Genomic DNA, 21,495 nt, shown 5'->3' with positions numbered 1-21,495 from the left:
CTGGAAGGAGTAATATTAAAATGTACAAGTTACGACTTAATCTGACAGAGTTGAGTAATCAGGCAGCTTGATGGGCAATCATCAAATTGTCTGATATTCTCTCTATATTACCAATATTTTTATCTATATTACCAATATTACCAATATTTTTATCTTTAGCAATATAAAGTGAATCTGTAAAAGATTGCATTGGTGTTTTACCAAAGCAATGTTTACCGGAATGAGGTCTTGCATTATTGTAACTCACAAGCCAGTTATCTATATCTGTTTGCAATTCATCAAGTGAATTATAAAATTTTTTGCGGAATAGAATGTGATAGCACTCTTCCTGCATAGTTTTATGGAAACGCTCACAGATACCGTTGGTTTGAGGACTATATGCTTTAGTTTTGGAATGATCGATATTCTCAATGCCAAGATATAGTTGGTAAGCATGGTTTTCTGGTTTTCCACAATATTCCGTACCTCTATCAGTTAATATTCTAAGCAGAGGGATATCATGGTTTGCAAAGAATGGAATAACCTTATCATTTAAGTGGTCTGCAGCTGTAATAGCCGTCTTTTCGGTATAGAGTTTACAAATAGCTACTCCTCAATAGGTATCGACAAAAGTTTGCTGATAAATACGGCCTATGCCTTTAATATTACCAACATAGTAAGTATCTTGTGAACCAAGGTAGCCAGGGTGCATAGTTTCTATTTCACCACTAGCTTCACGTTGGTTTTTAACTTTTTCAAGAACAGCAAGTTGATTATCACTTAAAACAATACCATCATTTGCTACTTTAGTCTCTAGAGCTTTTAGACGTTTTTTGAAACTTTCTAAATCATGACGTAACCACACAGATCTAACTCCGCCACCAGAAATGATTATCCCACTCTTGCGTAATTCATTAGCAGCACGTTCCTGACCAAATGCTGGAAATTCAACAGCTATATTAACTACAGCATCCTCTATATTTGCGGGCACACGATTCTTAATGCAAGCTTTACGTCTAGCCATCTCATATAGAGCTTCCCCCTCTCCCCACCTTGATCATGGAGCTCTTTGTAACGATAAAATGTATCCCTGCTATAACCCATTACTTTGCAAGCTTGTGATACATTCCCTAATTGTTCAGCGAGTTTTAATAAACCGATTCTTGGCTTTATGATTTTTTCTTGATATGTTGTCATCTGACAGTCTCCTTTTTAGTAGGTTGTTAAAACTTGCCAGGTACTATCTTATCTTTTTTCTTCGTACCCAACAATCCTTAACTGTCAGATCAATTCTTTACTTTTACAATTAAACTTTGCTTATAAAGTTTTGTAAACATTTTTTCTGAAATAAACTCCTTATCATCATAACACTTACCTTTTAGACCTTTTTGATAACCATTGCTTCAAATGCAATTCTGTCATCAACATTACCTTTGGTAATTTTAACAGCAATAATTTCTCCCTTATCATTGATTATCATATGAAGCTTGAATCCAAAAAACCAATCGACAGAACTACGTCCCATTTTTGCAAGATTATTAAAAGTTCTGTTAGAATTAATTCTGATATTTTTACATACTGCAAAATGTGTGGAATCTGCATAATAAATTCCCGTTCTTTTCCCACTTAAGTAATGTAACATCACAATCAATGGCAGAAATAATGAAGGAATAAGCTGAACAAATCTCTCATAACAAGGTGGATTCCTGAACAAATTACCATTAATAATAAAGTTTTGGTAATAAGCTTTTAAATGTTTATATGCACTAAAATGGTAAAAATCATTATTGAGAGTTCTTCACTTAAGGAAAGCTTACCTTCTCTAAATCTTTGCTTATTACTTTTCAGCAATTGATGTTTTACCCATTTCTCATAAATTTTACAAAATTTATCTACTATACAAAATATTGTAGTATATTTACACATGTTATTAAACCTTTATTTTATTCCTTCAGTGCCCTATTTATATAAGGTTTAATAACTCTTGCAACCTTCCTTCCTCTCTATTCCTTATCCATAATCGGGGTTAAATTAGTTTCTGAGAAGCGTCCGATCAATTTAAAACATATTACTAAATGTGCTTTACTCGGTATTGAAGGGGAATTAGATGATATTGCAAGCGGTAGGGCAAACAAAAGCTGCTTTAAAACTTTGTTCAAATATACCTGAATCAATGAAAAGATACCATTTACAAAAAGGGGCAGGGCATTACGGGGTATTTAGCGGAAGTAAATTTAAGCAGTTTATAGTACCTATTATTAAAGATTTTATCTATGATTTTGATAAAACTAATTTCAAGCAATCTAAACTTAAGGCAGTATAAAAATAATCATTGCGAGCAGGCATTGCCTGCGTGGATCGTTTTTTCCGTCATTGCGAGGAAATTACGTAAGTAATTGACGAAGCAATCCAGTAAAAAATTCTGATTTACAGAATTTTTTTATTATTTTTTCTGGATTGCCGCGCTCCTTCCTTGCAGTCGCTCGCAATGACGGGGTGGTATTCACGCAACAATGCCTTGCTGGAATGACATAGCAGTTATGCAACAAGACCATAATTAAAGGAGAAGTGTGGTAATCTAATATTCAACTCTTATTAGTGTTTTGAATTTCTTGTTGTTGCTGTTTTTTGTATTCTTCCGCTTTTTCTTCTATGTAATTAAAAAAGAAATAAATAAAAGTTAAAAAACCGGTCAAAATAATACCAAATGTTATTAGTATTGCTTTAAGTCGCTTCCGTGAATCTTCTGCTTTTAATCTTTTCTCTTCTTCATCCATGTCTTCATCATTTTTGAATTCAGATATTATTATTTGTTCTTCTGTAGTATTTTCCATGTTGTAACTCAACTAAAATGAATCTAAGTTGTTCCTATAACTTACAGATTTTTGAAGTTTATAAGATTAGCTATATTTTAATGATGAGGTTTAAGCCTCATAAAAATAGAATATATAAGCAATAATACTATGTCAATAGCCTTGAATATTAGCAGTAAATTATGTAATAATATGTGTTCAACCAGGGTTATACATATTATTATAATTTGGGTCTCCTAACATTGAAGTATTTAAAGTATCGGAGTAAGCAGCTGATAATATAGCATCATCAAAAGTGATATTAAGCTGTCCTATATAGTTTTGAATAAAATTGTTAACAGTATATTCAAAGCTTGTATATTTTGTAGGATATGAATAAACAAGCTGTGTACATTCTGTATTTCCTAATTTACTTCCAATCAATGTTAATAACATAGAGTTATATTCATCTTGGGGATTACGATTAATTATTTCGTAAGTTTTAGCAAGAATATAACAAGCTTCGTTATTTCCTTTCATAATTTCTAATTTTATTTCTTCAGAAGATAAAATATTATTTAGAAAAGCTTTTTCATATATTTCATAATTTGGTGATGAATCAGATTTTCCGTTAAAAAGAGCGGTAAATAGGATTTTAGCTTTCTCTAGATCATTCATTTTTGATTTATCGGCAACCAAAAGACCGTTCATAGTATCGATAATTATGACATTGTCAAGACCTACTACGGTGGTTAATTTATTATTAGAACTAATGAAAGAGTTTGTGGTATTACTTGTTACTACGTTTCCCTCGCAATAATTATCGTTTATATTCCGGTGTTTTACCTGTAATAAGGAATGCCAAGTACCAGGATCGTTTCAAGCAAAATAGGCTTTTATCATGACCATTCCCGAAATATATTCCATTATGGCATTGTCTATAGAAATTGCTTCGATTTCATTATAAGCCTCATCATCTATTGCCAAACTATTCTTATTTTTTACAGCAGTATTAAATGCTTTTTCTGCAATACAAAATAAATCAGGTTGAAGGTTCATTGCTAAGTTTAAGAAGAAGTTAATATCGTATACAAAAATTCCTGAATTCCAAAAATATTCATTACTTTGAAAATGTTTTTTTGCTTGCTCTAATATAGGTTTTTCAATGAAATGATCAACTAGATAAACATTTTCTGCAATTGATAATCCTGTTTTTATATAGCCATACTCGGCACTTATAACATTTATAGGAATACCTATAGTGCAAATACCGAATTCATTAACATAATGTAAAGCCTTATTTATAGTATTAAGGTAATTTATATTATCCGCTATATGATGGTCTGAAGGTAGTAACACTACAATATCAAATCCTTGTGTTTTAGCCGATAATCCCGTAATAATGGCACAAACGGCAGTATTTTTTTGTAAAGGCTCGGTAATTAATTCTATTTCTACATCTATTTCTGCTGCTTGTTCTTTAGTGATTGATTCATATTTTTTGGAAGTAATAACAGTAGGTTGCCCTAAAAATTTATTTCGGTTTAATGTTTGCTGAAGTAAAGTTAGATCACTCAATATTTTTTTAAATTGTTTCGGTTTATCCTTAGATGACAAAGGCCTTAGTCTTTTACCGTTGCCTCCTGACATAATCACCGGCTTTATTAGACTCCTTGCATAACCTCTTTCTAAAGGTAATTTGTACGTCGATCCGATACTCGCATCCTCTCGTACCTTTTTGTACGTTGCGGTGCTGCGTTTCGTGTCTCCTTCAAATTCCTCTTTATAAGATAGGTTATGCAAGGAGTCTACTTTCATATTTTTATAACTATTAATTGAGTGAGCAATAGAGAGCTATATAAATAGTTTTAAACAATATGTCAAGTGAATTAACTATATTGACAAGTTTTACAATAAAAAGTACTCCTGCCTGAATGTTTTGTCTTGATAATAGTGTTAGAGCAGCTTAAACAATTTTGTCCCTCTCTACCGTAAACCGTAAGTTGCTGGGTAAAATAGCCAGGTTTGTTATCGCCGTTTACAAAATCTTTAAGAGTAGTACCGCCGGCATTTATAGCTTTAGCTAATACTTCTCTAATCGATTTAATTAAACTTTCTATTTCATCGTCATTTAAATCGTTACCTAATTTATCCGGATAAATTCTAGCTAAATGAAGACTTTCGGAAGCATAAATATTACCGACTCCAACTATAATTTTATTATCCATAATCAAGTTTTTTATCGGTATTTTTCTAATCTTTAGCTTGTTTTTTAAATATTCTAGCGTCAATGAATCAGAAAGCGGTTCTATTCCTAAATCATTGAAAAATTCTTTTTCCAAGAAATTAGTTTTAAAGCTATAAACCATTCCGAATCGTCTAGTATCATTAAAAATTAGCTTTTCACAGTTATTTAAATCAAAAATCACATGATCGTGTTTTTGAGTTTTATAATTAGCAGATTGCAGAGTAAATCTGCCGCTCATGCCTAGATGAACTATTAAAGAATAATCATTATTAAAATCTATAATTAAATATTTTGCACGACGCCTAACATCCAGTATATTAGTATTTGAGATTTCTGTAGCTAAAAGCGAGGATAGCTTATAACGTAAATTATCTCTTTTTAACTCTACATTTTCTATAATAAGCCCGATTAGCTTATCTTTTAGGGAGTTTTTAAGAGTTTCTACTTCAGGAAGTTCCGGCATTTGATACTAATATTTATAATAAAAAACTATGAACCAAACAAATTTTGGCTTTAAAAAAGTAGACTACACTAAAAAACAAGGTTTAGTAAATAACGTTTTTTCTAACGTCGCTGATAAGTATGATTTAATGAATGACTTAATGAGTTTTGGATTACATCGTTTATGGAAAGATGAATTTATTAGGCAAATCCCAAATTTTAAATCTCATATATTAGACGTCGCTAGCGGTAGCGGTGATATTGCTTTAAAGCTTGTTAAAAAAGCAAGAGATAGAGGTAATAATATCGCTTTAACTTTAAGCGATATTAATGAAGAAATGTTAAAGCAAGCTAAGAAAAAAGCAATTGATCTTAATTTATTTCAGAACCTTAAATTTACTGTAGCAAGTGCTGAAGAACTACCGTTTCCGGATAATAGTTTCGATTATTATACTATAGCATTCGGCATTAGAAACGTACCTGACATTAATAAAGCTTTAAAAGAAGCTTATAGAATTCTAAAACCGATGGGTAAGTTTATATGTCTTGAGTTTTCAAAAGTAAAGGAAGGGTACATAAAAGATTTCTATAAATTCTACTCATTGAATATTATACCGAGTATTGGTCAAATGATAGCGGGTAATAAAGAGGCGTATGAATATTTGGTCGAAAGTATAGATTTATTCCCCTCACAAGACGAGTTTAGAATAATGATTAAAGAAGCCGGTTTTGAGGAAGTCGGTTATAAAAATTTGAGCGGTGGAATAGTTGCTATTCACAGTGCATATAAAATATGATAAGTAATTTTTTTAATTTAATACGTATTTTTCGTATCATCAGTAAAAAGCAAATCTTAATTGATTTAAGAAGCCCTAAATATTTCAGGTTTATCGGTTATATATTAGCCTTATTTTTTGCTCCGGTCTCGTTAATAAAAAAATCACGGGAAGATTACGGCAAACGCTTAATAGATTGTTTAAGCGATCTTGGACCTATTTATATAAAATTCGGACAAACTCTTTCGACAAGAGCCGATTTAGTAGGAGCAGAAATAGCAGATTATTTAAGGTTATTGCAAGATAAGCTACCTCCGTTTGATGGTGGGGTGGCTAGAAAGTTGATAACGAAGGAGTTTTTATGTCATTCTCGCACTCCATTATGTCATCCCTGTGAAAACGGGGATCCAGAAAAAACAATACTGGATTCCCGCCTACGCGGGAATGACATAAGAGAGAGTAGTCATGACGCCATCCCTTTCTCACACTTCGACGATACCCCAATCGCCGCTGCTTCAATCTCGCAAGTACATAAAGCACAACTTATAACCGGTGAATATGTTGCGGTAAAAATTTTGCGTCCTGATATTCATAAAAAATATAATAGAGATATTAAGCTGTTATATTTTCTTGCAAAAATTATCTCAAAATTTTCTAAAGCAAAAAGGCTAAAACCGACTAAAGTAGTCGATAAATTTCATGAAACTATGAAATTTGAGCTTGATTTACGTTTAGAGGCGGCAGCTAGCTCCGAGCTTATGGACAATATGCGTAATGATATTAATGTAATAATCCCTAAAATATATTGGGATTTAACATCAGAAAATATACTAACCACCGAGTGGTTAGACGGAACTTCTATATATGATACTTTACTACTAAAGGAAATGGGATTAGAACCTGCAAAAATATCTCAGGATTTTGCCGTAATGTTTTTCAATCAAGCCTATAGAGACGGATTTTTTCATGCTGATTTACATGCAGGAAATATTTTAGTAAACAAGCAAGGTAAGATAATTCTACTCGATTTCGGTATTATGGGCAGACTTAAAGAAAAAGATCGTTTAGCCGTTGCCGAAAGTCTATTCGGCTTTTTAAAACGTGATTATAAATTAGTTGCTAAAGTACATTTAAGAGCTGGCTACATCCCATCAAATACCGATTTAGATTTATTCGCTCAAAGTTGTAGAGCAGTCACCGAGCCTATAGTAGGTATGCCAACGAAAAATATTTCCATAGGTAAGCTGCTTGCACATTTATTTAAAATCACGGAAGATTTCGGCATGGAAGTACAACCGGAGTTGTTGCTATTACAAAAGACTTTGATAATGGTGGAAGGGATAGGCAGACAGTTAGACGGTAATGTTAATATGTGGCAGCTTGCCGAACCTTGGATTAAAAAATGGGCAGTGAAAAATCTAAGCCCTGAAGCGAAGTTGTTACGACTGGTAAAGCATTACCTAGATAGCCTAGAGGATATTATTTGACATATAAAAATTATTAATATTATAGCCTTATATATTAAGAAATTTATTATTATGAAACTAAAAGATTTATTTATTAAATATGTTATTGAAACTCCTTTTTTGGTTGATTGTAAAAATAATAAATTAGTATTTCCTTCAGATAAAGAGCAAGAATACAAAAGTAGCCTAAAAGAAAAAATAGGAGAAGAAGAGTTTAAGAAATTAACGGCTTCAGATAGAATTGTTCAATGCCCCGAAAACTTAGAAAATATAGCTTTAGTAAGTATAGAAACGCATCCCGATATATTGCTTATAGCAACGGAATTTCTTAATGATGTACAACGTGAATATTATAAAATCTTTGTGGATACAAATAATAAGGTTAAATTGATTTGGCATTACTCGGAAATATATTTTATCGGTGATGTAGGGTGGATGCCGGTTAAAGCTTTAATGCCTGGGTATCGGACTGGTATTAGAAAAATAGAGCCTCTACCAAAAATCATCGAGCTATGGCCAAAGCCTTCCTATTACCATGACCCTAACTGGCTTAAGAAAAATACAGTGTGCAACAATCCAAATATAGACCCAAAGATAATAGATAATATTGTTTCATTATGTGGAGAGGTTAGTATAGATCTAGGTTTTGTAGACATTTAATAGAATAATCATAATTATGACTCTTTTTTGCTGCAAATTATAAGATTTTTTTGAAATATGAGTAGCTATTCCGGCAAAAATCTTATTAATTTTTGCTTAAAAATATCTCATAATTATAATCATTAATCAAATGTCCACAAAACCTAGAGACTTTTTGAATGAAAGGGAAGAATTATAGTAAAAATTCTATTGCAAGATAACCATGACTTTAAAAATTCACAAAAACTAAAAAGTAAAATTTTATAAACCTTTAAATAATTATAGTTAAATAATATTAAATTATATAAAGGTATTTAAATGTCTAAAAGCCAAGAGCAGGAATCCATTATAATATAAGGCAACAGCTTGATGAAGAATATAAAAACCTTTCGTGGGTTCAAGTTGGATATTTAGCTCTTGGGGCTGAAACAGGTAATAAAAAATATGATGAGTTAAATAAACGATATCTAGATCTTAATAAAGATAATTTAGGTATAATACAAAGTGTTATCCAAGCAGTCGGGAATGCTCCTAGTGCATTGCAATTTACATGGGAGGCTTCTCTTACCTGATCTTGCACTGGAGCTTAATAACCTCAGAAAAGCGAGAAGTGCTACCACTAATGTAGGTTCTATTGAAGCCGGTTGCAAGATAATAGCAGATGCAGAATCGCTTATAAAAAAATGTGCTTCTGTTTTACATTCCGAAACTATATCCAATAGCTCAAAAGAAACACTTTTACAATCTAAAGTTATCCCATATCTTCTCACGCCTATTTTTAATAAGAGGCTTAGCAAAATAATAAAAAACTTTCAAACTTCCGAAACAGAAAAAATAAATGTATTAGACAAAATAACTCCTAAATTTATCAGAGAATTATCTACACTAGGAGTAGATTTAATATCTAAAGCACTAGAAAGCGATTTAAACCCAAAAGTACAAGAAATATATAAGAATATTAAACAAAAAAAACGAGTCATCTCAAGGTGCTATATTAAAAATATACATGACATTATTACTTCAGATAAAGTAAAACCCCTTCTTAATCATGATTTAGTACAATTTTTAAAAAATCCTGATAATCAAAAGGGGTTAGTTTAGATTATGGAAAATATAATAAATAATAAAGCACAAAAAATCGCTAAACCTGAATTAATTGCAAATACAGTAGCACTACTTGCAAATTCTAGCGAAAAATTAATTGAAAGTACTCCTTCAGCTATAAAAGCTTATAGTCAGCTTAAAGAAAATCAGTGTTGGACTAAAATTAACCTAAATATGGAAGGGTTAGATACTGAAACTAAAAAAGAGTTATTAAAAGGAAAAAAGCCTCAAATAGCAGAGTTAGTTGAAAATGCCAAAAAAATTATTGATAATTTATCTCCTGTTTTAGAAAAAGAATTACCGCGATATTTAGATGGTAATAAACAGGGTATACTAGATGTTTTAAAACATCCTAAAGTAACGGAAAGAATAGAGTCAAAAGGGAAAGATCCGAAGTTTATACATAAGGCACTAGATGCATCTACGCCTTTTTTAAAAGATGCTCTACCGTCAATTACTAAACTTGCAAGCCTCGCTCTTGCCGATAGCGATAAAGTTGCCGATATAATACAAAAATTTCAGTTAATTAAGTCACTTCCAAAGGAAGAGAAATCAAAAGAAGAAAAGGTAAAAGAGGTAAAGGAATTGATTAGTACTTTGATACAAATTAAAAATCATAATCCGGAAATAAGCAAAATAATTGAAAAAAACCTTCCTGAACTATTAACAATTAAAATTAGACGGTGAAAAATTAGTAAAGATAGCCGGCAAACATGCACCTGAATTAATTAAAATTGCCGATAAATTTAGCAAACATGAATACGGTAAAATTATAGTGCCGGCGTTAAAATTATTATCAGACCCGAAAGTTCTAGGAGTATTAGCAGAAACTATAGTTAATTTAGTAAAGATAAAGAAGCGGTAGGACTGCATACAAGTAAGGTATTAAAAGACAAAGAGAGATAGGAAAATCCGGTAGAGGAACATAGAAAATCTTGTTATTATTTGATTAAAATTATATTGTAAATTCCAAGTATCATTATGAAATTACAAGGATGCAGTACCATAATGCCGGGAATAATACATATAAAAAAACAGAAAAAATAAGTGTAGTTGGAATAGAGAACTTATCTAATTTACAGCTTGGTTAAAGTGTACTAATTACGAGTCAATCTAATAGTGTTTGGAACAATCAGGCGGCTTGATAATCAACTAACAAGTTTTCTAGCAGTTTCTCTATACTATTGCTTTCTATACTAATAAGTATTATACTACAAAATATAATACTAAGGGAAAAAGTTTATATTAACTATAGAATGAATATTTTATAAAAGTAATTTTAATTTATATATTATTTCATTTATAAGTATTTTATTTAATGTTAGAATTTTATTTGCTTTACGTACTTTGAAATCCATTGATCTAATTTGATCACATAATACCGCCCCCTTTATTTGCTGAAAATCTATTATTACTTCAAAAGGATAATTTTTTATTTGACTAGTAATAGGAGCAAATAAAGCAAGACCGCTTTTAAGATTATATTTGTAAGGGCTAGTACAACCGCAGGGCGTGTCTTTTGAATTTCTTTACCTTTTTGTGGTGCAAAATCAAGCCAAACTATATCACCTTTTCAGGTATATAATTTACCATGTTTCATTACCTTTCGTCTTAATCATTACTTAATAATTCATGATGACGATTAGAGTCAGTAATATTATTTAGTAATATATCTAATTCAGATTCTTCTGTGCTAATAATTAAACCGTTATTAGTTAATTTTAAATTAACTAATGTGCCTTCACTAACATGTAATTTTCCAGCTAAATATTTAGGTATTCTAATACCTAAATTATTCCCCCATTTTTTAATTTGACTTTGATAATAATATACTTGTTTATTGTATAAACAAGTATATACGTAAATTTAAATTTTGTAAATTAATTAATTTTAAATTACACATAAGGATTTTTAGTTTTTACGTAAGTGAATCTAATAGGAATGCCCGGCATGTCAAAAGCCTCACGCATATTGTTTACTAGATAACGAGTATAGCTATCGGTAATTTTTTCCGGGTTATTAGAGAATAATTTGAAAGTAGGTGGGCGGGTTTTTGTTTGAGCCATATATTTTACACGCACTCTTTTACCGCCTTTTTGTAGAGGTAGTGGATGTGCTTCCGTAGTAAAATTAAGCCATTCATTTAATTTGCTGGTAGTTATTTTTTTATTCCAAATTTTATAGATTTTAAGACAAGCATCTAAAACCTGCTCTATATTTTGTTTATTTATTGCTGAAATGAATAGAACTGGTACCCCTTTAACCTGAGGCAGATGAGTATTTATCTGATAATAAAATTCTTCCTGAAATGCTTCTTTTTCGGATTCTTTAACTAAATCCCATTTATTCACTACTATAACTATACTTCTTCCCTCATTTACCACATGGCTTGCAATATTTAAATCTTGCTGTTTTAAAGGGGCTAAAGCATCAATCATTAAGATTACGGTATTAGCAAATTTAATACTGTTAATAGTATCTGATGCCGATAATTTTTCTAAAGATTCTGTAATAGTAGATTTTTTGCGAAGCCCTGCCGTATCGATTAATTTAATATGATTATTTTTGTATTGCCAATCAATTTTAATTGATTCACGAGTAATGCCGGCTTCAGGACCGGTTAATAATCTTTCATCATTAATAAGAGCGTTTATAAAAGTAGATTTTCCGGCATTGGGTCTGCCGCTAACTACTATCTGCAAACAATCTCCTTTAATTGGATCGGCTATATTTGTCTCGATTGATTCTTCTTCAGGTAACTTGGCAATAATCTCGTCATATAAATTAATTAAGCCTGTGCCATGCTCGGCAGAGATAGCCACCATACTATCAAACCCTAATTTGTAGTACTCTTTATCAAAATCAAAAGCTTTCTCGCATTTATTAACTACCAATATAGCAGGCTTATTATATTTTCTAACAAAGCTACCAAGTAGCTTATCATCGGGCAATATTCCGCTTCTACCGTCAACCATAAAGCAAATTAAATCTGCTTCTAAAATTGCTTTAGTAGTCTGTTCCATTAACTTCTCTCCCATACTATCAGGATTCTCTTCAAGTCCTGGGGTATCAATTAACAAAAATTCAAAAGAGCCAATTTTGCCTTCTGTATATTTTCTATCCCTAGTGACGCCCGGCAAATCGTGAACGATAGCTTTTTTACGTATGCTTAATCTATTGAAAAGCGTTGATTTGCCTACATTCGGACGACCAACTAAAGTAATGATTTTCTTAGTCATTATTAAATATTATTATGGTTAAGAGAACTAATAATGCCCCGATAATACTATATTTGCTATTATAATAGGTGTATTTTTTATTAATATGCCGTATATAAGCCAACTACAAAGAGCAATAGCACTTATAGTAAAGGCGTGCATAGAAACGGAAGCTGAAGATTTGCAGGTGAAAATCTTGTGAGCCTGTACATAAAACATAAAATTGCCGATTGTACCGATAATCGTCATATATTTTTCGTAAAATTTCATGAATTTTGGAGACATATATTTATTTCTTAAAAAGTGATTTATGTCATTTTCGTAGGTATTGTTGCATGGATAGCAAATCGTCATTGCGAGCGACTAAAAGGAGCGTGGCAATCTCAGGACTTTAGCATGAGATTGCTTCGTCAAAACTTGCAGTTTTTCCTCGTAATGACGGTCTGGTATCCACGCAGGCAATGACATTCACTGACTATTTTTAAAACTCGCAATTACCGGTATATGATCTGAAGGTTTTTCTTGAGTCCTTAAATTATAATCCATATAGCAACTTTCTAAATAGTCAATAGTATTATTACAACCAAGGATCATATCAATCCTCATACCTTTATTTTGTTCAAAACACCCGGCTCTATAATCCCACCATGAAAATTCTTGTTTACTCGGATGCATCAATCTATATAAATCCTCAAACCCGGAATTTAGAATAGTACGTAATTTTTTTTGTTCAATCTCAGTAAAACAAGTAGTTTCAGCAAGTAGCTTAGGTGAATATACGTCTATATCGAACGGTGCAATATTGAAATCACCGCCAATGATAGTTTTTTCGTCAAAAGATTTTTTAGTTGATAGATAATTAATAAAATTATCATAAAATGCTAGCTTTGCTACAAATTTATCGCTACCGATAAATGAACCGTTAGGAGCATAGAGCGAGATTATATTACAGAATCCTATAGGTAATGATAATTTTATTTCTAAGAATCTTGCTTGATCACTGTAGTAATTATTCGGAAAATCCTTAATTATTTCATCGGCAGGAAATTTTGAAATTATAGCAACGCCGTTATATGATTTTTGTCCGTGAACATAAAAATTATAAGGTAGATCGGATAATTCATCAAAAGGAAATTTCTCGGTTTCGCATTTTATTTCTTGCAATAATAAAATATCCGGATTTTCTTTAGATAAAAAATTACGCAATAAATTAAGTCTTGTTTTTATGGAATTAATATTCCAAGTAACTATCTTCATGTTTGTTTTTCTAAGCTTGTGTTTTCATTACGGAATCGCCACTCAAGAAAACCAGAATGATAAGCTAAAAGATTAGTAATGAATGCTCCGGAAATTACTATAATCATTGAATATTTTATGGTATTGTAATTTGGATTACTGCCGTACATATCTAATAATACGCTAAAGGCTATACCCCATAATATACTTATTTCAATACTCACTCCTCTTGATATTCTCTTAATTGAATGTTCTTTCATAATAAAATCTCGTAATATCGTACCGCAATTAGCTGTAATAAAAGCAAAAAACGGTCCCCAAAAACTTAGAGGCTTGATTTTGTGAATAATAACCATTGCAACTCCTATAATTATAAAAGTTGCTTGTCCGAATGAATCGCAAATTGCTACTATATTATTTAGTGATTGTTCTAAATAATTATCTTCAGCAATCTGTTTACTATAATAGCTGAATAATTTAATAATTGTAAAACCAAGTAAAACTACTACAAATATATAATAGAAATAAGAAGGAGTAAAATAGAAGTTTAAATGTCCGGTATCATGATTTGCTATTAAGTCGAGTATTATACAGCTACTAATAGACGGTAATACTGCAAATAAAAATGTACCGAATAAAGTACTATTTTTTCTGCTACTTAAAATAATTCCTGAAAAAGCAAAAGCAAGGCAGCCAAGTAATCCTATAATATGACACCAACGAGAATCTATAGATTTAGGTAATAGAATATGGTATATGTATGTCTTAATAATTTTTTTATATTCGTTACTTGTAAGAAAATCATCTATCGCAAAATTAAATTGCTCAATTATATTTAAAGATACGGTTTTTTTGCTAAACATCAAATGTATAGGAGTTTTAATATTTAAAGGAACTTCTAATATGTTCCTGTCTATCGTTCTTCCGAGTATATTAACGGAACCGACTATTCGATCACTAATAAAACCGTCAATTTCTTTCTTTATTATTCCGTTTACTAATTCTATATCATTTTGATATATTTCAATTATATCCCGATTTTTCTCATTATATAAAAAATCCGTAAATTTAGGGTCTCCGTATACGGTACCTTTCACTATTCCTAAATGAAGATTAAATAAGCGTATTTGTGCTGTTAGTTCATTAACATTTTGAAAATTTAACTTTTTGGCAAGTGGTTCAATAATAAATAATGATAGTTCTTCTAAGCGATAAGGTTTTGAAAAATGAGCGTAGTTACTTCTCTCAGTAGTATAAGTAGCTCCTGCAGCCATATCGGCATTGCCGCTTTGAATATCTAATTGATCTTGATACCAACTATCTTGATTATAATCAATATTGATACCTATTTTTGCGGCAATAGCGTTAATTAATTCTATATCCATACCGGAAACGGTAGTGCGACCGTTTGAAGTAGCAATTAAGTATTGGTAAGGCTCATTTACATACCATGCATTTATTAAAGTTTTTTTATCGGTTGTCCCTTCGCATTCTAAAATTGCTTGTTGTTCGTTCGTACCTATGCTCAAAGCATAAAAATTTTTAGAAATGAGAAGTATAAAAATAAAAAGCTTTAAAATTTTCATGGTCTGTATTTTTTTAGAATTATGTTTTGTCATTCCTGCGAAAGCAGGGATCTAGTAATTTTAAATGTCATCCCGCAACTTGATTGCGGGATCTCAGTATACAGTCTGTGATACAAGATCCTGTGGTCAAGCCACAGGATGATATTTTTAATTACGAACTACTTTAATTTCGCCGTCAGAAAATTTAATATTAAAAATTTTTTCATTTGCAGCAGTAATTTTAGAAGATAAAAAATTACCCGTTTCTCCTTTAACTATAGCAAAACCTCGTTTCAATACGTTATGATAATCAAGGCTTGCAAGTAACGTGCTATTTAATTCTAATTTATACTCAAAATTTTTCAAAGTATTATTTGCCGATTTTGATAGATAAGCTGTTTGATGTGTTAATTCTAATGTTTTGTAATTGAGTATTTTAGCAGGGTTAACTCTTTCTTTAGAAAAAGATTTAAGCTTTGTTTCTTGTAGTTCAATAAAGCACGGTAAAGCATCTAGTAAATTAAAACCGGTTTCGTCTAGTAATTGTTGCCTATTATTTATATAGTGAGAGAGATATCTGTGTATTTTATCGTAATTTACTATATTTTGTTCGTGATATTTAATTAACCGGCTAGTATTATTCAATAATATTTTTTCATAAGATTGTAGAGTATTATTTAAAATAGATCGTACCGGTACGGCAAATTCTGCGGCAGCAGTTGGCGTCGGAGCTCTTTTATCGGCTGCTAAATCTATTAAAGTATAATCCACTTCATGACCTACTGCGGAAATAATAGGAATTTTTGAGTTATAAGCGGCACGTACTAATATCTCATCGTTAAATGACCAAAGATCTTCTATAGAACCGCCACCTCTAGCAACAATTATAACACTTGGTTTATTTATCTCTTCTAAATTGTTAAATCCTTTAATTGCTTCAGCAATTTCATTGCCGGAATTTTCGCCTTGTACGCTAACCGGCCATATTATTATCCGAGTCGGGAAACGTTCGCGAATGCGATGAATAATATCTTTAATAACAGCACCGGTTATTGAAGTGATAACGCCTATTTTATCAGGTAAAAAAGGTATAGGAATACGTTTCTTATTAAATAGTCCCTCTTTTTCTAAACGAGCTTTGCGTTCATTTAGAATTTGCAACATAGTACCAAGTCCTGCAGGTCGCAAATTATCTACCGATAATTGATAGCGTGAATTACCTGCATAGCTTGAAAGCTTGCCGCTAATCACCACTTCCATACCGTCATTTAAAGGAAATTTGATTTTAGCAAGAATAGGGCGCCAGCAAGTACAGGCTAAAATAGCGGTATTTTCTTTTAAGTTAAAATAAGCATGACCTGAGCTTGCTATTTTTAAACCTGAAATTTCTCCTTTTACCTTAATATAGCCAAAATTATTTTCTAATAATTCTTTAATTTTATTAGAAATCTCACTAACTGAAAACTCTTTAGTTGCTTGATTTGCAATGAAATTGTCTAGCATTTTATTAGTACTTGGTTTTTTGAGCTGAGAGTGGCTTTGTTGCATGGTTCTTGAAAAACGTTCTGATGTCATACCGTGGCTTGACCACGGTATGACAGTAGTGGAATCGATCCACGCAACAATGTCCACTCGCAATGACGGTTATCATCTCCATAGAATAACCTTGCACTGCAAAAGAGCAAGCAAAATTTTTTATTATTTGATATATTGCTAATAGCTTGCTATTATTTTTTACTAATAAAAATTATATTTATTAATATAAATGCTACTAATGCTACTACGAATAATATGCTTGCTTATTATCATAATATTTTCTTTGGTAAGTTTTGCCCATCTTTCTAAGAATGGTCAAAATATTAAAATAAGCAATATGATAGCCGACTTCGTAGAGTATAATGAAAGTCAGGATTTGATATATGCTAAAGGTAATATAAGAATTATCACGGATGAGTATTTATTAACGGCAGATAATTTACTTTATGATATAGAAAACAATATTTTATGGGTAGAAGGTAATATCCGAATTAAGGATAAACAAAACCGGATAATAGAGGGGGACAAAGCGGTTTTAAAAGATGAATTTAAGAAAGGTATCATATCGGAATTCATTTTGTTTCCCGGTGATAATAATCTTTTAATTGCTAAACTTGCCGAAAGAATAGATGAAAATAATCTTAAGCTGCACCATGCCGAATTTACCCCTTGCGATGTTACTTGTAATAGAAACCCTATTTGGCAAATTGCTGCTAAGGATACTTATATTCATTCCGAAGAACATAGAGTAGTTTATAAAAACGTATTTTTTGAAGTATATGGCGTACCGATTTTTTACTTACCGTATTTTTCCCATCCGACTCCTACAGCACCTGCAACTTCCGGATTATTAGTGCCTGACGTCAAAAATAAAGGGTTTGGTATCCCTCTATATCTACGTGCAAAACCTAATATGGATTTTACTCTCACTCCAAGGATTTTTAGTAAATATCAAACTTATGAGCTAGAAGCACGCTATCGCCCGAATGATACCGATAATATGAATTTTCAAGGTAGTTACGGTAAATTACCGTATTTTCTAAAAAAAGACGGAAGTGTAGTGAAAAATAAAAAAGTTTCTTCTTATCATTATATAGCAAGCGGTAATTTTATTAGTACCGATAAAGTTTATGATTACGGTTTCAGGGTGGAACGTACATCGGATAAAGCTTATTTAAAAAATTATTATAATAACTACGCTTCATATTTAACTTCTAAAATATTCTTAAATAAAATTCATGAGACTGATTATTTTTCGGCGGAAGGGTTAAGTTTTCAAGGCTTAGGTAGTAATGATAGTAAATATACCGATCCTCTAATATTACCGAAAATCAATACAAAAAACGTGATAAATTTGAATGATAATGACAACAGCCATATCGTTGTTGAAAATAATATGTTAATGTACAAAGAAAGAATAGGAAAACAACTTGCTAGAACCTCTTTACAATTATCCTTTATGCATAATGTGTTGACTTCTTCAGGGCAAATTTTTGATTTTGTAGCAAAAGATAGAGGCGATTTTTATCTTGCTAGACGGGCTTATTTAGATAAGCCGAGAGAAAGTAAATCATTTCAAAGGAATATACCGGAATTGCAAACTTTATGGCGTTATCCGTTAGTAGGTAATATAACAAAAACGATAAATTTACTTATTGAGCCGGTAGTTTCTTTTACTATGGGACGTAAACTATCTAAGAAAGATAAAAAATTTGTTATAATTGATCCTGCTAAATATGAATTATCCGAAAAAAATATCTTTTTATCCAACCGTTATAGCGGTATTGATTGCCATGATTTCGGTAATAGATTAAGTTATGGCTTAAATACTAGTATTGCTAAAGAAGAAAATTATTTAAAATTATTTTTAGGACAGTCGCGTAATACAAGATATAGTATAGATTTGCCTGCTGATGATACGGAAAATGTAGGGCAGATTCTAGGTAATCTTTCTAATAATTTAGAAGTGTTTTATAGCTTTCGGAAAGATAGATATTTCAGACTTATTAAAGATGAAGTGGGAGGAAATTTTAACTATGATAAGATTAACTTTCTAGGTAGTTTTATTCAGCTTACCAATCTTAAAAAATATTATTCCGTAGAAAGTATAAAGGTTTCAAATAATAGAGTGCGACAATTTTATGGGGACATAAATTATCAGCTAGCGGAAAATTGGACTATAGGCTTTGGTGCACGTATTGATCTCTCTAGACGATCTCCAAATTTGCTTACTCGAACTATTAGGGTGACATATGCGAAAGATTGTGTTAGAATTACTGCAAAGGTTTATTCCGATTATCTAGCCGATGGAAGTAGAGGAATCAAAAAGACTACCTCTTCGCCGACTATTTCTATCGGTTTAAAAGTTTTAAACATGTGAGTATACTCGTTTTATTTGAAAAATTGGCTACGTCGTCTTATAAGTTCTGCGGTGCTCACGTACTAAATGTACGCTCCGCTCCTTGACTTATAGACTCCTTGCTCTTTTCCAAATAAAACTTCGTCTACTTACTGGTCACTTATTCAGAGTATCACATGAGAAAATTATTATTAATCATTACCGTTTTTTTTACTTTTAATGTAGTACAAGCATCATTACCGAATATAGTAGCATCCGTAAATGATGAACCTATTACTCTTAATGAGTTCCGTGCTAGAAAAAAAATGATTATGGCACTAAATAATGTTGAAAGTCTAACGCCTGCTCAAGATAAGCAGCTAAGTGACTTAGCAATCAAGAGCTTAATTGACGAATCTTTGCTTTTTCAATATGCCGGAGATAGAGAAATTCCGCAAGAAGAGATAGATAACGCTATTAAATCTATTGAAGATCGTAATAAAATGCCTCACGGTTCTCTTCTTCAGTATCTAAAAAGCAGATCGGTTAATCCTGATAGTTTTATTTCCCAAATTAAATCCGAGTTGATTAAAATGAATATTTTATCAAGTCTATCAAGATCGGTACAAGTAAGTAATAAAGAAATAGATGTCGCAATTTTATCTAGCGATCAAAAAGACGTAGAAATTTCAATGCAAGTATTTACATCTAAAGATGGTGGCAATAAAGCGTTTACGCAGATGAATAATTTGAAAAATCGACTAAAAAAATGTGCGGATGTTAAAAAATCGCTTTATGATAATTTTGCTACTATGCAAATTATTACCGATAAGCTTAGCAAGATAGAAGGCATAAAACAAACTATTGTAAAGGACTTAACTCCTGATAAAGCAAGCAATGTTTTTGAAGTAAATAACAAATTTGAAATAATATTAGTGTGCAGCAAAAAAATCTTAAATGTTAATGAAGATGAAAATAATTATGTAGTAAACTTCCTAACCAATAAAAAGATTTTGCAAAAAGCACAAAAAATGTTTGAAAATATGCGTAAAAAGGCAGCTATAAAAATAATGTTGCCATCTTGAGGTACCTGTTTTTCGTCATTGCGAGGAGAGGCAAAGCCTCGACGCGGCAATCTCAGGATTTTATACTATTTCATGAGATTGCCACGCTCCTTTCAGTCGCTCGCAATGACGATGAAAATCGATTCATGCAACTTTTTTAGCTAGAACAACATTACTCTATGCTCCCTTCAATTGCAAAACATGCAGCATCTCATCAAATTAATCCTCTTAAAAAGTACGGACAAAATTTTATTTTTGACAGTAGCCTATGTGATAAAATTGTACGTGCGAGTAACCTTGCAGAAAATAGCCGAGTATTAGAAATAGGACCAGGCACCGGAGGGTTAACTAGGTCAATATTGCAAAAAAAACCTGAATCCTTAACTGTTATAGAAACAGATGAGAGATGCATCCCGCTCCTTAATGAGATTAAAGAATATTATCCTAATCTAAATATTATTAAACAAGATGCGCTTAAAATAAATTTAACCGATTTAAGCTATGATATAGTCAATTCAGTTGGATTTGCATACAGGGAGCGAGAAGCGAAGCCTATAACTAATAGGAGAGTGACGAGCAACGATGTAGGCGAGTCCAAATCAATTGACTATAAAGTAACTATAATTTCTAATTTACCGTATCATATAGGTACTGGGTTAGTGATTAGATGGCTGAAAGAAGCACGACTAATTACTAATATGACGCTAATGTTACAAAAGGAAGTAGTAGAACGTATTTGTGCTATGCCATCAACTAAAGCATATGGCAGGTTATCGGTAATATGTCAGTTAATTGCTAAAGTGGAAAAATGCTTTGACTTAGCACCGACTGCTTTCTATCCACCTCCTAAAGTATATTCTGCGATAGTCAAACTAATACCTTTAGAAAATCCGCCGTCTATTGCTCTGATAAATAAAGTTGAGCAAATAACAAAACTTGCTTTTGCAGGACGACGGAAAATGATCAAATCATCACTGAAAAATCTTGTACCTAATATACATGAAGTATTAACTCAGTTGAAAATCAATGATAATTATCGTGCTGAAAACCTTACCCCTCAAGATTATTTGAGAATTGCTGAAATATTATAAGC

General features: G+C 31.6%; 19 protein-coding genes and 5 pseudogenes. 9 read left to right on the top strand and 15 right to left on the bottom strand.

Features of this window, described 5'->3' with window-relative positions; genetic code table 11:
- Positions 1–58 precede the first annotated feature (58 nt).
- A pseudogene (locus tag RMONA_RS07170) lies at positions 59–1,176 on the bottom strand (IS481 family transposase).
- Positions 1,177–1,357: 181 nt separating this feature from the next.
- Entirely contained in the window at positions 1,358–1,621 is a 264-nt protein-coding gene (locus RMONA_RS07165) for a transposase (RefSeq protein ID WP_023507103.1), read from the bottom strand.
- Positions 1,622–2,007: 386 nt separating this feature from the next.
- Between RMONA_RS07165 and RMONA_RS11315 the strand changes: the two are divergent.
- Positions 2,008–2,302: pseudogene (locus tag RMONA_RS11315) on the top strand (alpha/beta hydrolase family protein); the annotation flags it as partial.
- Here the strand turns inward: RMONA_RS11315 and RMONA_RS11585 are convergent.
- From RMONA_RS11585 to mutM, 5 genes and pseudogenes are all read right to left on the bottom strand, one after another.
- Positions 2,298–2,482: pseudogene (locus RMONA_RS11585) on the bottom strand (zinc ABC transporter substrate-binding protein); the annotation flags it as partial. The pseudogenes RMONA_RS11315 and RMONA_RS11585 sit on opposite strands and share 5 nt — an antisense overlap.
- An 82-nt stretch (positions 2,483–2,564) precedes the next feature.
- A complete protein-coding gene (locus tag RMONA_RS07155; RefSeq protein WP_023507922.1) occupies positions 2,565–2,813 on the bottom strand; it encodes an RP671a family tick cell line-upregulated protein in 249 nt (82 codons plus the stop codon).
- 177 nt (positions 2,814–2,990) lie between these two features.
- The gene (locus tag RMONA_RS10670) at positions 2,991–3,482 is read right to left on the bottom strand and encodes a hypothetical protein (RefSeq protein ID WP_023507923.1); all 492 of its coding nucleotides are present in this window, start codon (positions 3,480–3,482) and stop codon (positions 2,991–2,993) included.
- Between the two features lie 168 nt (positions 3,483–3,650).
- Positions 3,651–4,589 carry a sugar phosphate nucleotidyltransferase gene (locus RMONA_RS09845; protein ID WP_023507924.1) on the bottom strand — a complete coding sequence of 313 codons (939 nt, stop codon included), beginning with the start codon at positions 4,587–4,589 and terminating at the stop codon, positions 3,651–3,653.
- 71 nt (positions 4,590–4,660) lie between these two features.
- Positions 4,661–5,482: a bifunctional DNA-formamidopyrimidine glycosylase/DNA-(apurinic or apyrimidinic site) lyase gene (mutM, locus tag RMONA_RS07135; RefSeq protein ID WP_023507925.1), complete on the bottom strand. Its 822-nt coding sequence runs from the start codon at positions 5,480–5,482 to the stop codon at positions 4,661–4,663.
- Positions 5,483–5,510: 28 nt separating this feature from the next.
- On the opposite strand from mutM, the gene ubiE reads away from it, so the two are divergent.
- The 5 genes from ubiE to RMONA_RS10655 all read left to right on the top strand — a co-directional run bounded on the left by ubiE (position 5,511) and on the right by RMONA_RS10655 (position 10,132).
- On the top strand, positions 5,511–6,257 hold the full coding sequence (gene ubiE / locus RMONA_RS07130) for a bifunctional demethylmenaquinone methyltransferase/2-methoxy-6-polyprenyl-1,4-benzoquinol methylase UbiE (protein WP_023507926.1): 747 nt from the start codon (positions 5,511–5,513) through the stop codon (positions 6,255–6,257).
- Complete coding sequence (ubiB, locus tag RMONA_RS07125; RefSeq protein WP_023507927.1) at positions 6,254–7,723, top strand: 2-polyprenylphenol 6-hydroxylase; 1,470 nt, start codon at positions 6,254–6,256, stop codon at positions 7,721–7,723. The genes ubiE and ubiB overlap by 4 nt, the downstream gene beginning before the upstream one ends.
- Before the next feature lie 51 nt (positions 7,724–7,774).
- Positions 7,775–8,362, top strand: a complete 588-nt coding sequence (locus tag RMONA_RS10665; RefSeq protein WP_023507928.1) for a hypothetical protein — start codon at positions 7,775–7,777, stop codon at positions 8,360–8,362.
- 504 nt (positions 8,363–8,866) lie between these two features.
- Entirely contained in the window at positions 8,867–9,442 is a 576-nt protein-coding gene (locus RMONA_RS10660) for a hypothetical protein (protein ID WP_023507929.1), read from the top strand.
- Positions 9,443–9,445: 3 nt separating this feature from the next.
- Positions 9,446–10,132 (top strand): hypothetical protein, encoded by a 687-nt coding sequence (locus RMONA_RS10655; protein WP_023507930.1) that lies wholly within the window; start codon positions 9,446–9,448, stop codon positions 10,130–10,132.
- Here RMONA_RS10655 and RMONA_RS09480 read toward each other — a convergent pair.
- The 8 genes and pseudogenes from RMONA_RS09480 to xseA all read right to left on the bottom strand — a co-directional run bounded on the left by RMONA_RS09480 (position 10,109) and on the right by xseA (position 16,967).
- On the bottom strand, positions 10,109–10,318 hold the full coding sequence (locus RMONA_RS09480) for a hypothetical protein (protein WP_037231520.1): 210 nt from the start codon (positions 10,316–10,318) through the stop codon (positions 10,109–10,111). The two genes, RMONA_RS10655 and RMONA_RS09480, sit on opposite strands and share 24 nt — an antisense overlap.
- Positions 10,319–10,710: 392 nt before the next feature.
- Positions 10,711–10,970: pseudogene (locus tag RMONA_RS11580) on the bottom strand (type II toxin-antitoxin system PemK/MazF family toxin).
- A gap of 86 nt (positions 10,971–11,056) precedes the next feature.
- Positions 11,057–11,224, bottom strand: coding sequence for an AbrB/MazE/SpoVT family DNA-binding domain-containing protein (locus RMONA_RS08940; protein ID WP_242402871.1), 168 nt, complete (start codon positions 11,222–11,224; stop codon positions 11,057–11,059).
- 116 nt (positions 11,225–11,340) lie between these two features.
- A complete protein-coding gene (gene der, locus RMONA_RS07090; protein ID WP_023507931.1) occupies positions 11,341–12,684 on the bottom strand; it encodes a ribosome biogenesis GTPase Der in 1,344 nt (447 codons plus the stop codon).
- A pseudogene (locus RMONA_RS07085) lies at positions 12,677–12,948 on the bottom strand (SemiSWEET family transporter). Before RMONA_RS07085 ends, der begins: the two are co-directional and overlap by 8 nt.
- A 183-nt stretch (positions 12,949–13,131) precedes the next feature.
- Positions 13,132–13,920 carry an exodeoxyribonuclease III gene (xth, locus tag RMONA_RS07080; protein ID WP_023507933.1) on the bottom strand — a complete coding sequence of 263 codons (789 nt, stop codon included), beginning with the start codon at positions 13,918–13,920 and terminating at the stop codon, positions 13,132–13,134.
- The gene (locus tag RMONA_RS07075) at positions 13,917–15,485 is read right to left on the bottom strand and encodes a transporter substrate-binding domain-containing protein (RefSeq protein ID WP_037231524.1); all 1,569 of its coding nucleotides are present in this window, start codon (positions 15,483–15,485) and stop codon (positions 13,917–13,919) included. Before RMONA_RS07075 ends, xth begins: the two co-directional genes overlap by 4 nt.
- Positions 15,486–15,632: 147 nt before the next feature.
- Entirely contained in the window at positions 15,633–16,967 is a 1,335-nt protein-coding gene (gene xseA, locus RMONA_RS07070; RefSeq protein ID WP_037231537.1) for an exodeoxyribonuclease VII large subunit, read from the bottom strand.
- 271 nt (positions 16,968–17,238) lie between these two features.
- Here xseA and RMONA_RS07065 point away from each other — a divergent pair, with 271 nt between their 5' ends.
- From RMONA_RS07065 to rsmA, 3 genes are all read left to right on the top strand, one after another.
- Complete coding sequence (locus tag RMONA_RS07065) at positions 17,239–19,380, top strand: LPS-assembly protein LptD (RefSeq protein WP_023507936.1); 2,142 nt, start codon at positions 17,239–17,241, stop codon at positions 19,378–19,380.
- Positions 19,381–19,535: 155 nt separating this feature from the next.
- Entirely contained in the window at positions 19,536–20,423 is an 888-nt protein-coding gene (locus RMONA_RS07060; RefSeq protein ID WP_046058405.1) for a SurA N-terminal domain-containing protein, read from the top strand.
- A gap of 158 nt (positions 20,424–20,581) precedes the next feature.
- Positions 20,582–21,493: a 16S rRNA (adenine(1518)-N(6)/adenine(1519)-N(6))-dimethyltransferase RsmA gene (rsmA, locus tag RMONA_RS07055; RefSeq protein WP_023507938.1), complete on the top strand. Its 912-nt coding sequence runs from the start codon at positions 20,582–20,584 to the stop codon at positions 21,491–21,493.
- The last annotated feature ends 2 nt before the right edge of the window (positions 21,494–21,495 follow it).

It is taken from the genome of Rickettsia monacensis (assembly GCF_000499665.2).
Lineage (GTDB): Bacteria > Pseudomonadota > Alphaproteobacteria > Rickettsiales > Rickettsiaceae > Rickettsia > Rickettsia tamurae.
This window is presented reverse-complemented; position numbering and strand designations above follow the sequence as displayed.

What these genes read in the sequence shown, in the direction of transcription:
- RMONA_RS07165 (WP_023507103.1), bottom strand. Translation starts at nt 1,621, where the DNA reads ATGTTACATTACTTAAGTGGGAAAAGAACGGGAATTTATTATGCAGAT.
- mutM (WP_023507925.1), bottom strand. Translation starts at nt 5,482, where the DNA reads ATGCCGGAACTTCCTGAAGTAGAAACTCTTAAAAACTCCCTAAAAGAT.
- ubiE (WP_023507926.1), top strand. Translation starts at nt 5,511, where the DNA reads ATGAACCAAACAAATTTTGGCTTTAAAAAAGTAGACTACACTAAAAAA.
- xseA (WP_037231537.1), bottom strand. Translation starts at nt 16,967, where the DNA reads ATGCTAGACAATTTCATTGCAAATCAAGCAACTAAAGAGTTTTCAGTT.
- RMONA_RS10665 (WP_023507928.1), top strand. Translation starts at nt 7,775, where the DNA reads ATGAAACTAAAAGATTTATTTATTAAATATGTTATTGAAACTCCTTTT.
- RMONA_RS07155 (WP_023507922.1), bottom strand. Translation starts at nt 2,813, where the DNA reads ATGGAAAATACTACAGAAGAACAAATAATAATATCTGAATTCAAAAAT.
- RMONA_RS09480 (WP_037231520.1), bottom strand. Translation starts at nt 10,318, where the DNA reads ATGCAGTCCTACCGCTTCTTTATCTTTACTAAATTAACTATAGTTTCT.
- RMONA_RS10670 (WP_023507923.1), bottom strand. Translation starts at nt 3,482, where the DNA reads ATGAACGGTCTTTTGGTTGCCGATAAATCAAAAATGAATGATCTAGAG.
- RMONA_RS10655 (WP_023507930.1), top strand. Translation starts at nt 9,446, where the DNA reads ATGGAAAATATAATAAATAATAAAGCACAAAAAATCGCTAAACCTGAA.
- rsmA (WP_023507938.1), top strand. Translation starts at nt 20,582, where the DNA reads ATGCTCCCTTCAATTGCAAAACATGCAGCATCTCATCAAATTAATCCT.
- RMONA_RS07060 (WP_046058405.1), top strand. Translation starts at nt 19,536, where the DNA reads ATGAGAAAATTATTATTAATCATTACCGTTTTTTTTACTTTTAATGTA.
- der (WP_023507931.1), bottom strand. Translation starts at nt 12,684, where the DNA reads ATGACTAAGAAAATCATTACTTTAGTTGGTCGTCCGAATGTAGGCAAA.
- RMONA_RS07065 (WP_023507936.1), top strand. Translation starts at nt 17,239, where the DNA reads ATGCTACTACGAATAATATGCTTGCTTATTATCATAATATTTTCTTTG.
- RMONA_RS10660 (WP_023507929.1), top strand. Translation starts at nt 8,867, where the DNA reads ATGCTCCTAGTGCATTGCAATTTACATGGGAGGCTTCTCTTACCTGAT.
- ubiB (WP_023507927.1), top strand. Translation starts at nt 6,254, where the DNA reads ATGATAAGTAATTTTTTTAATTTAATACGTATTTTTCGTATCATCAGT.
- RMONA_RS09845 (WP_023507924.1), bottom strand. Translation starts at nt 4,589, where the DNA reads ATGAAAGTAGACTCCTTGCATAACCTATCTTATAAAGAGGAATTTGAA.
- RMONA_RS07075 (WP_037231524.1), bottom strand. Translation starts at nt 15,485, where the DNA reads ATGAAAATTTTAAAGCTTTTTATTTTTATACTTCTCATTTCTAAAAAT.
- xth (WP_023507933.1), bottom strand. Translation starts at nt 13,920, where the DNA reads ATGAAGATAGTTACTTGGAATATTAATTCCATAAAAACAAGACTTAAT.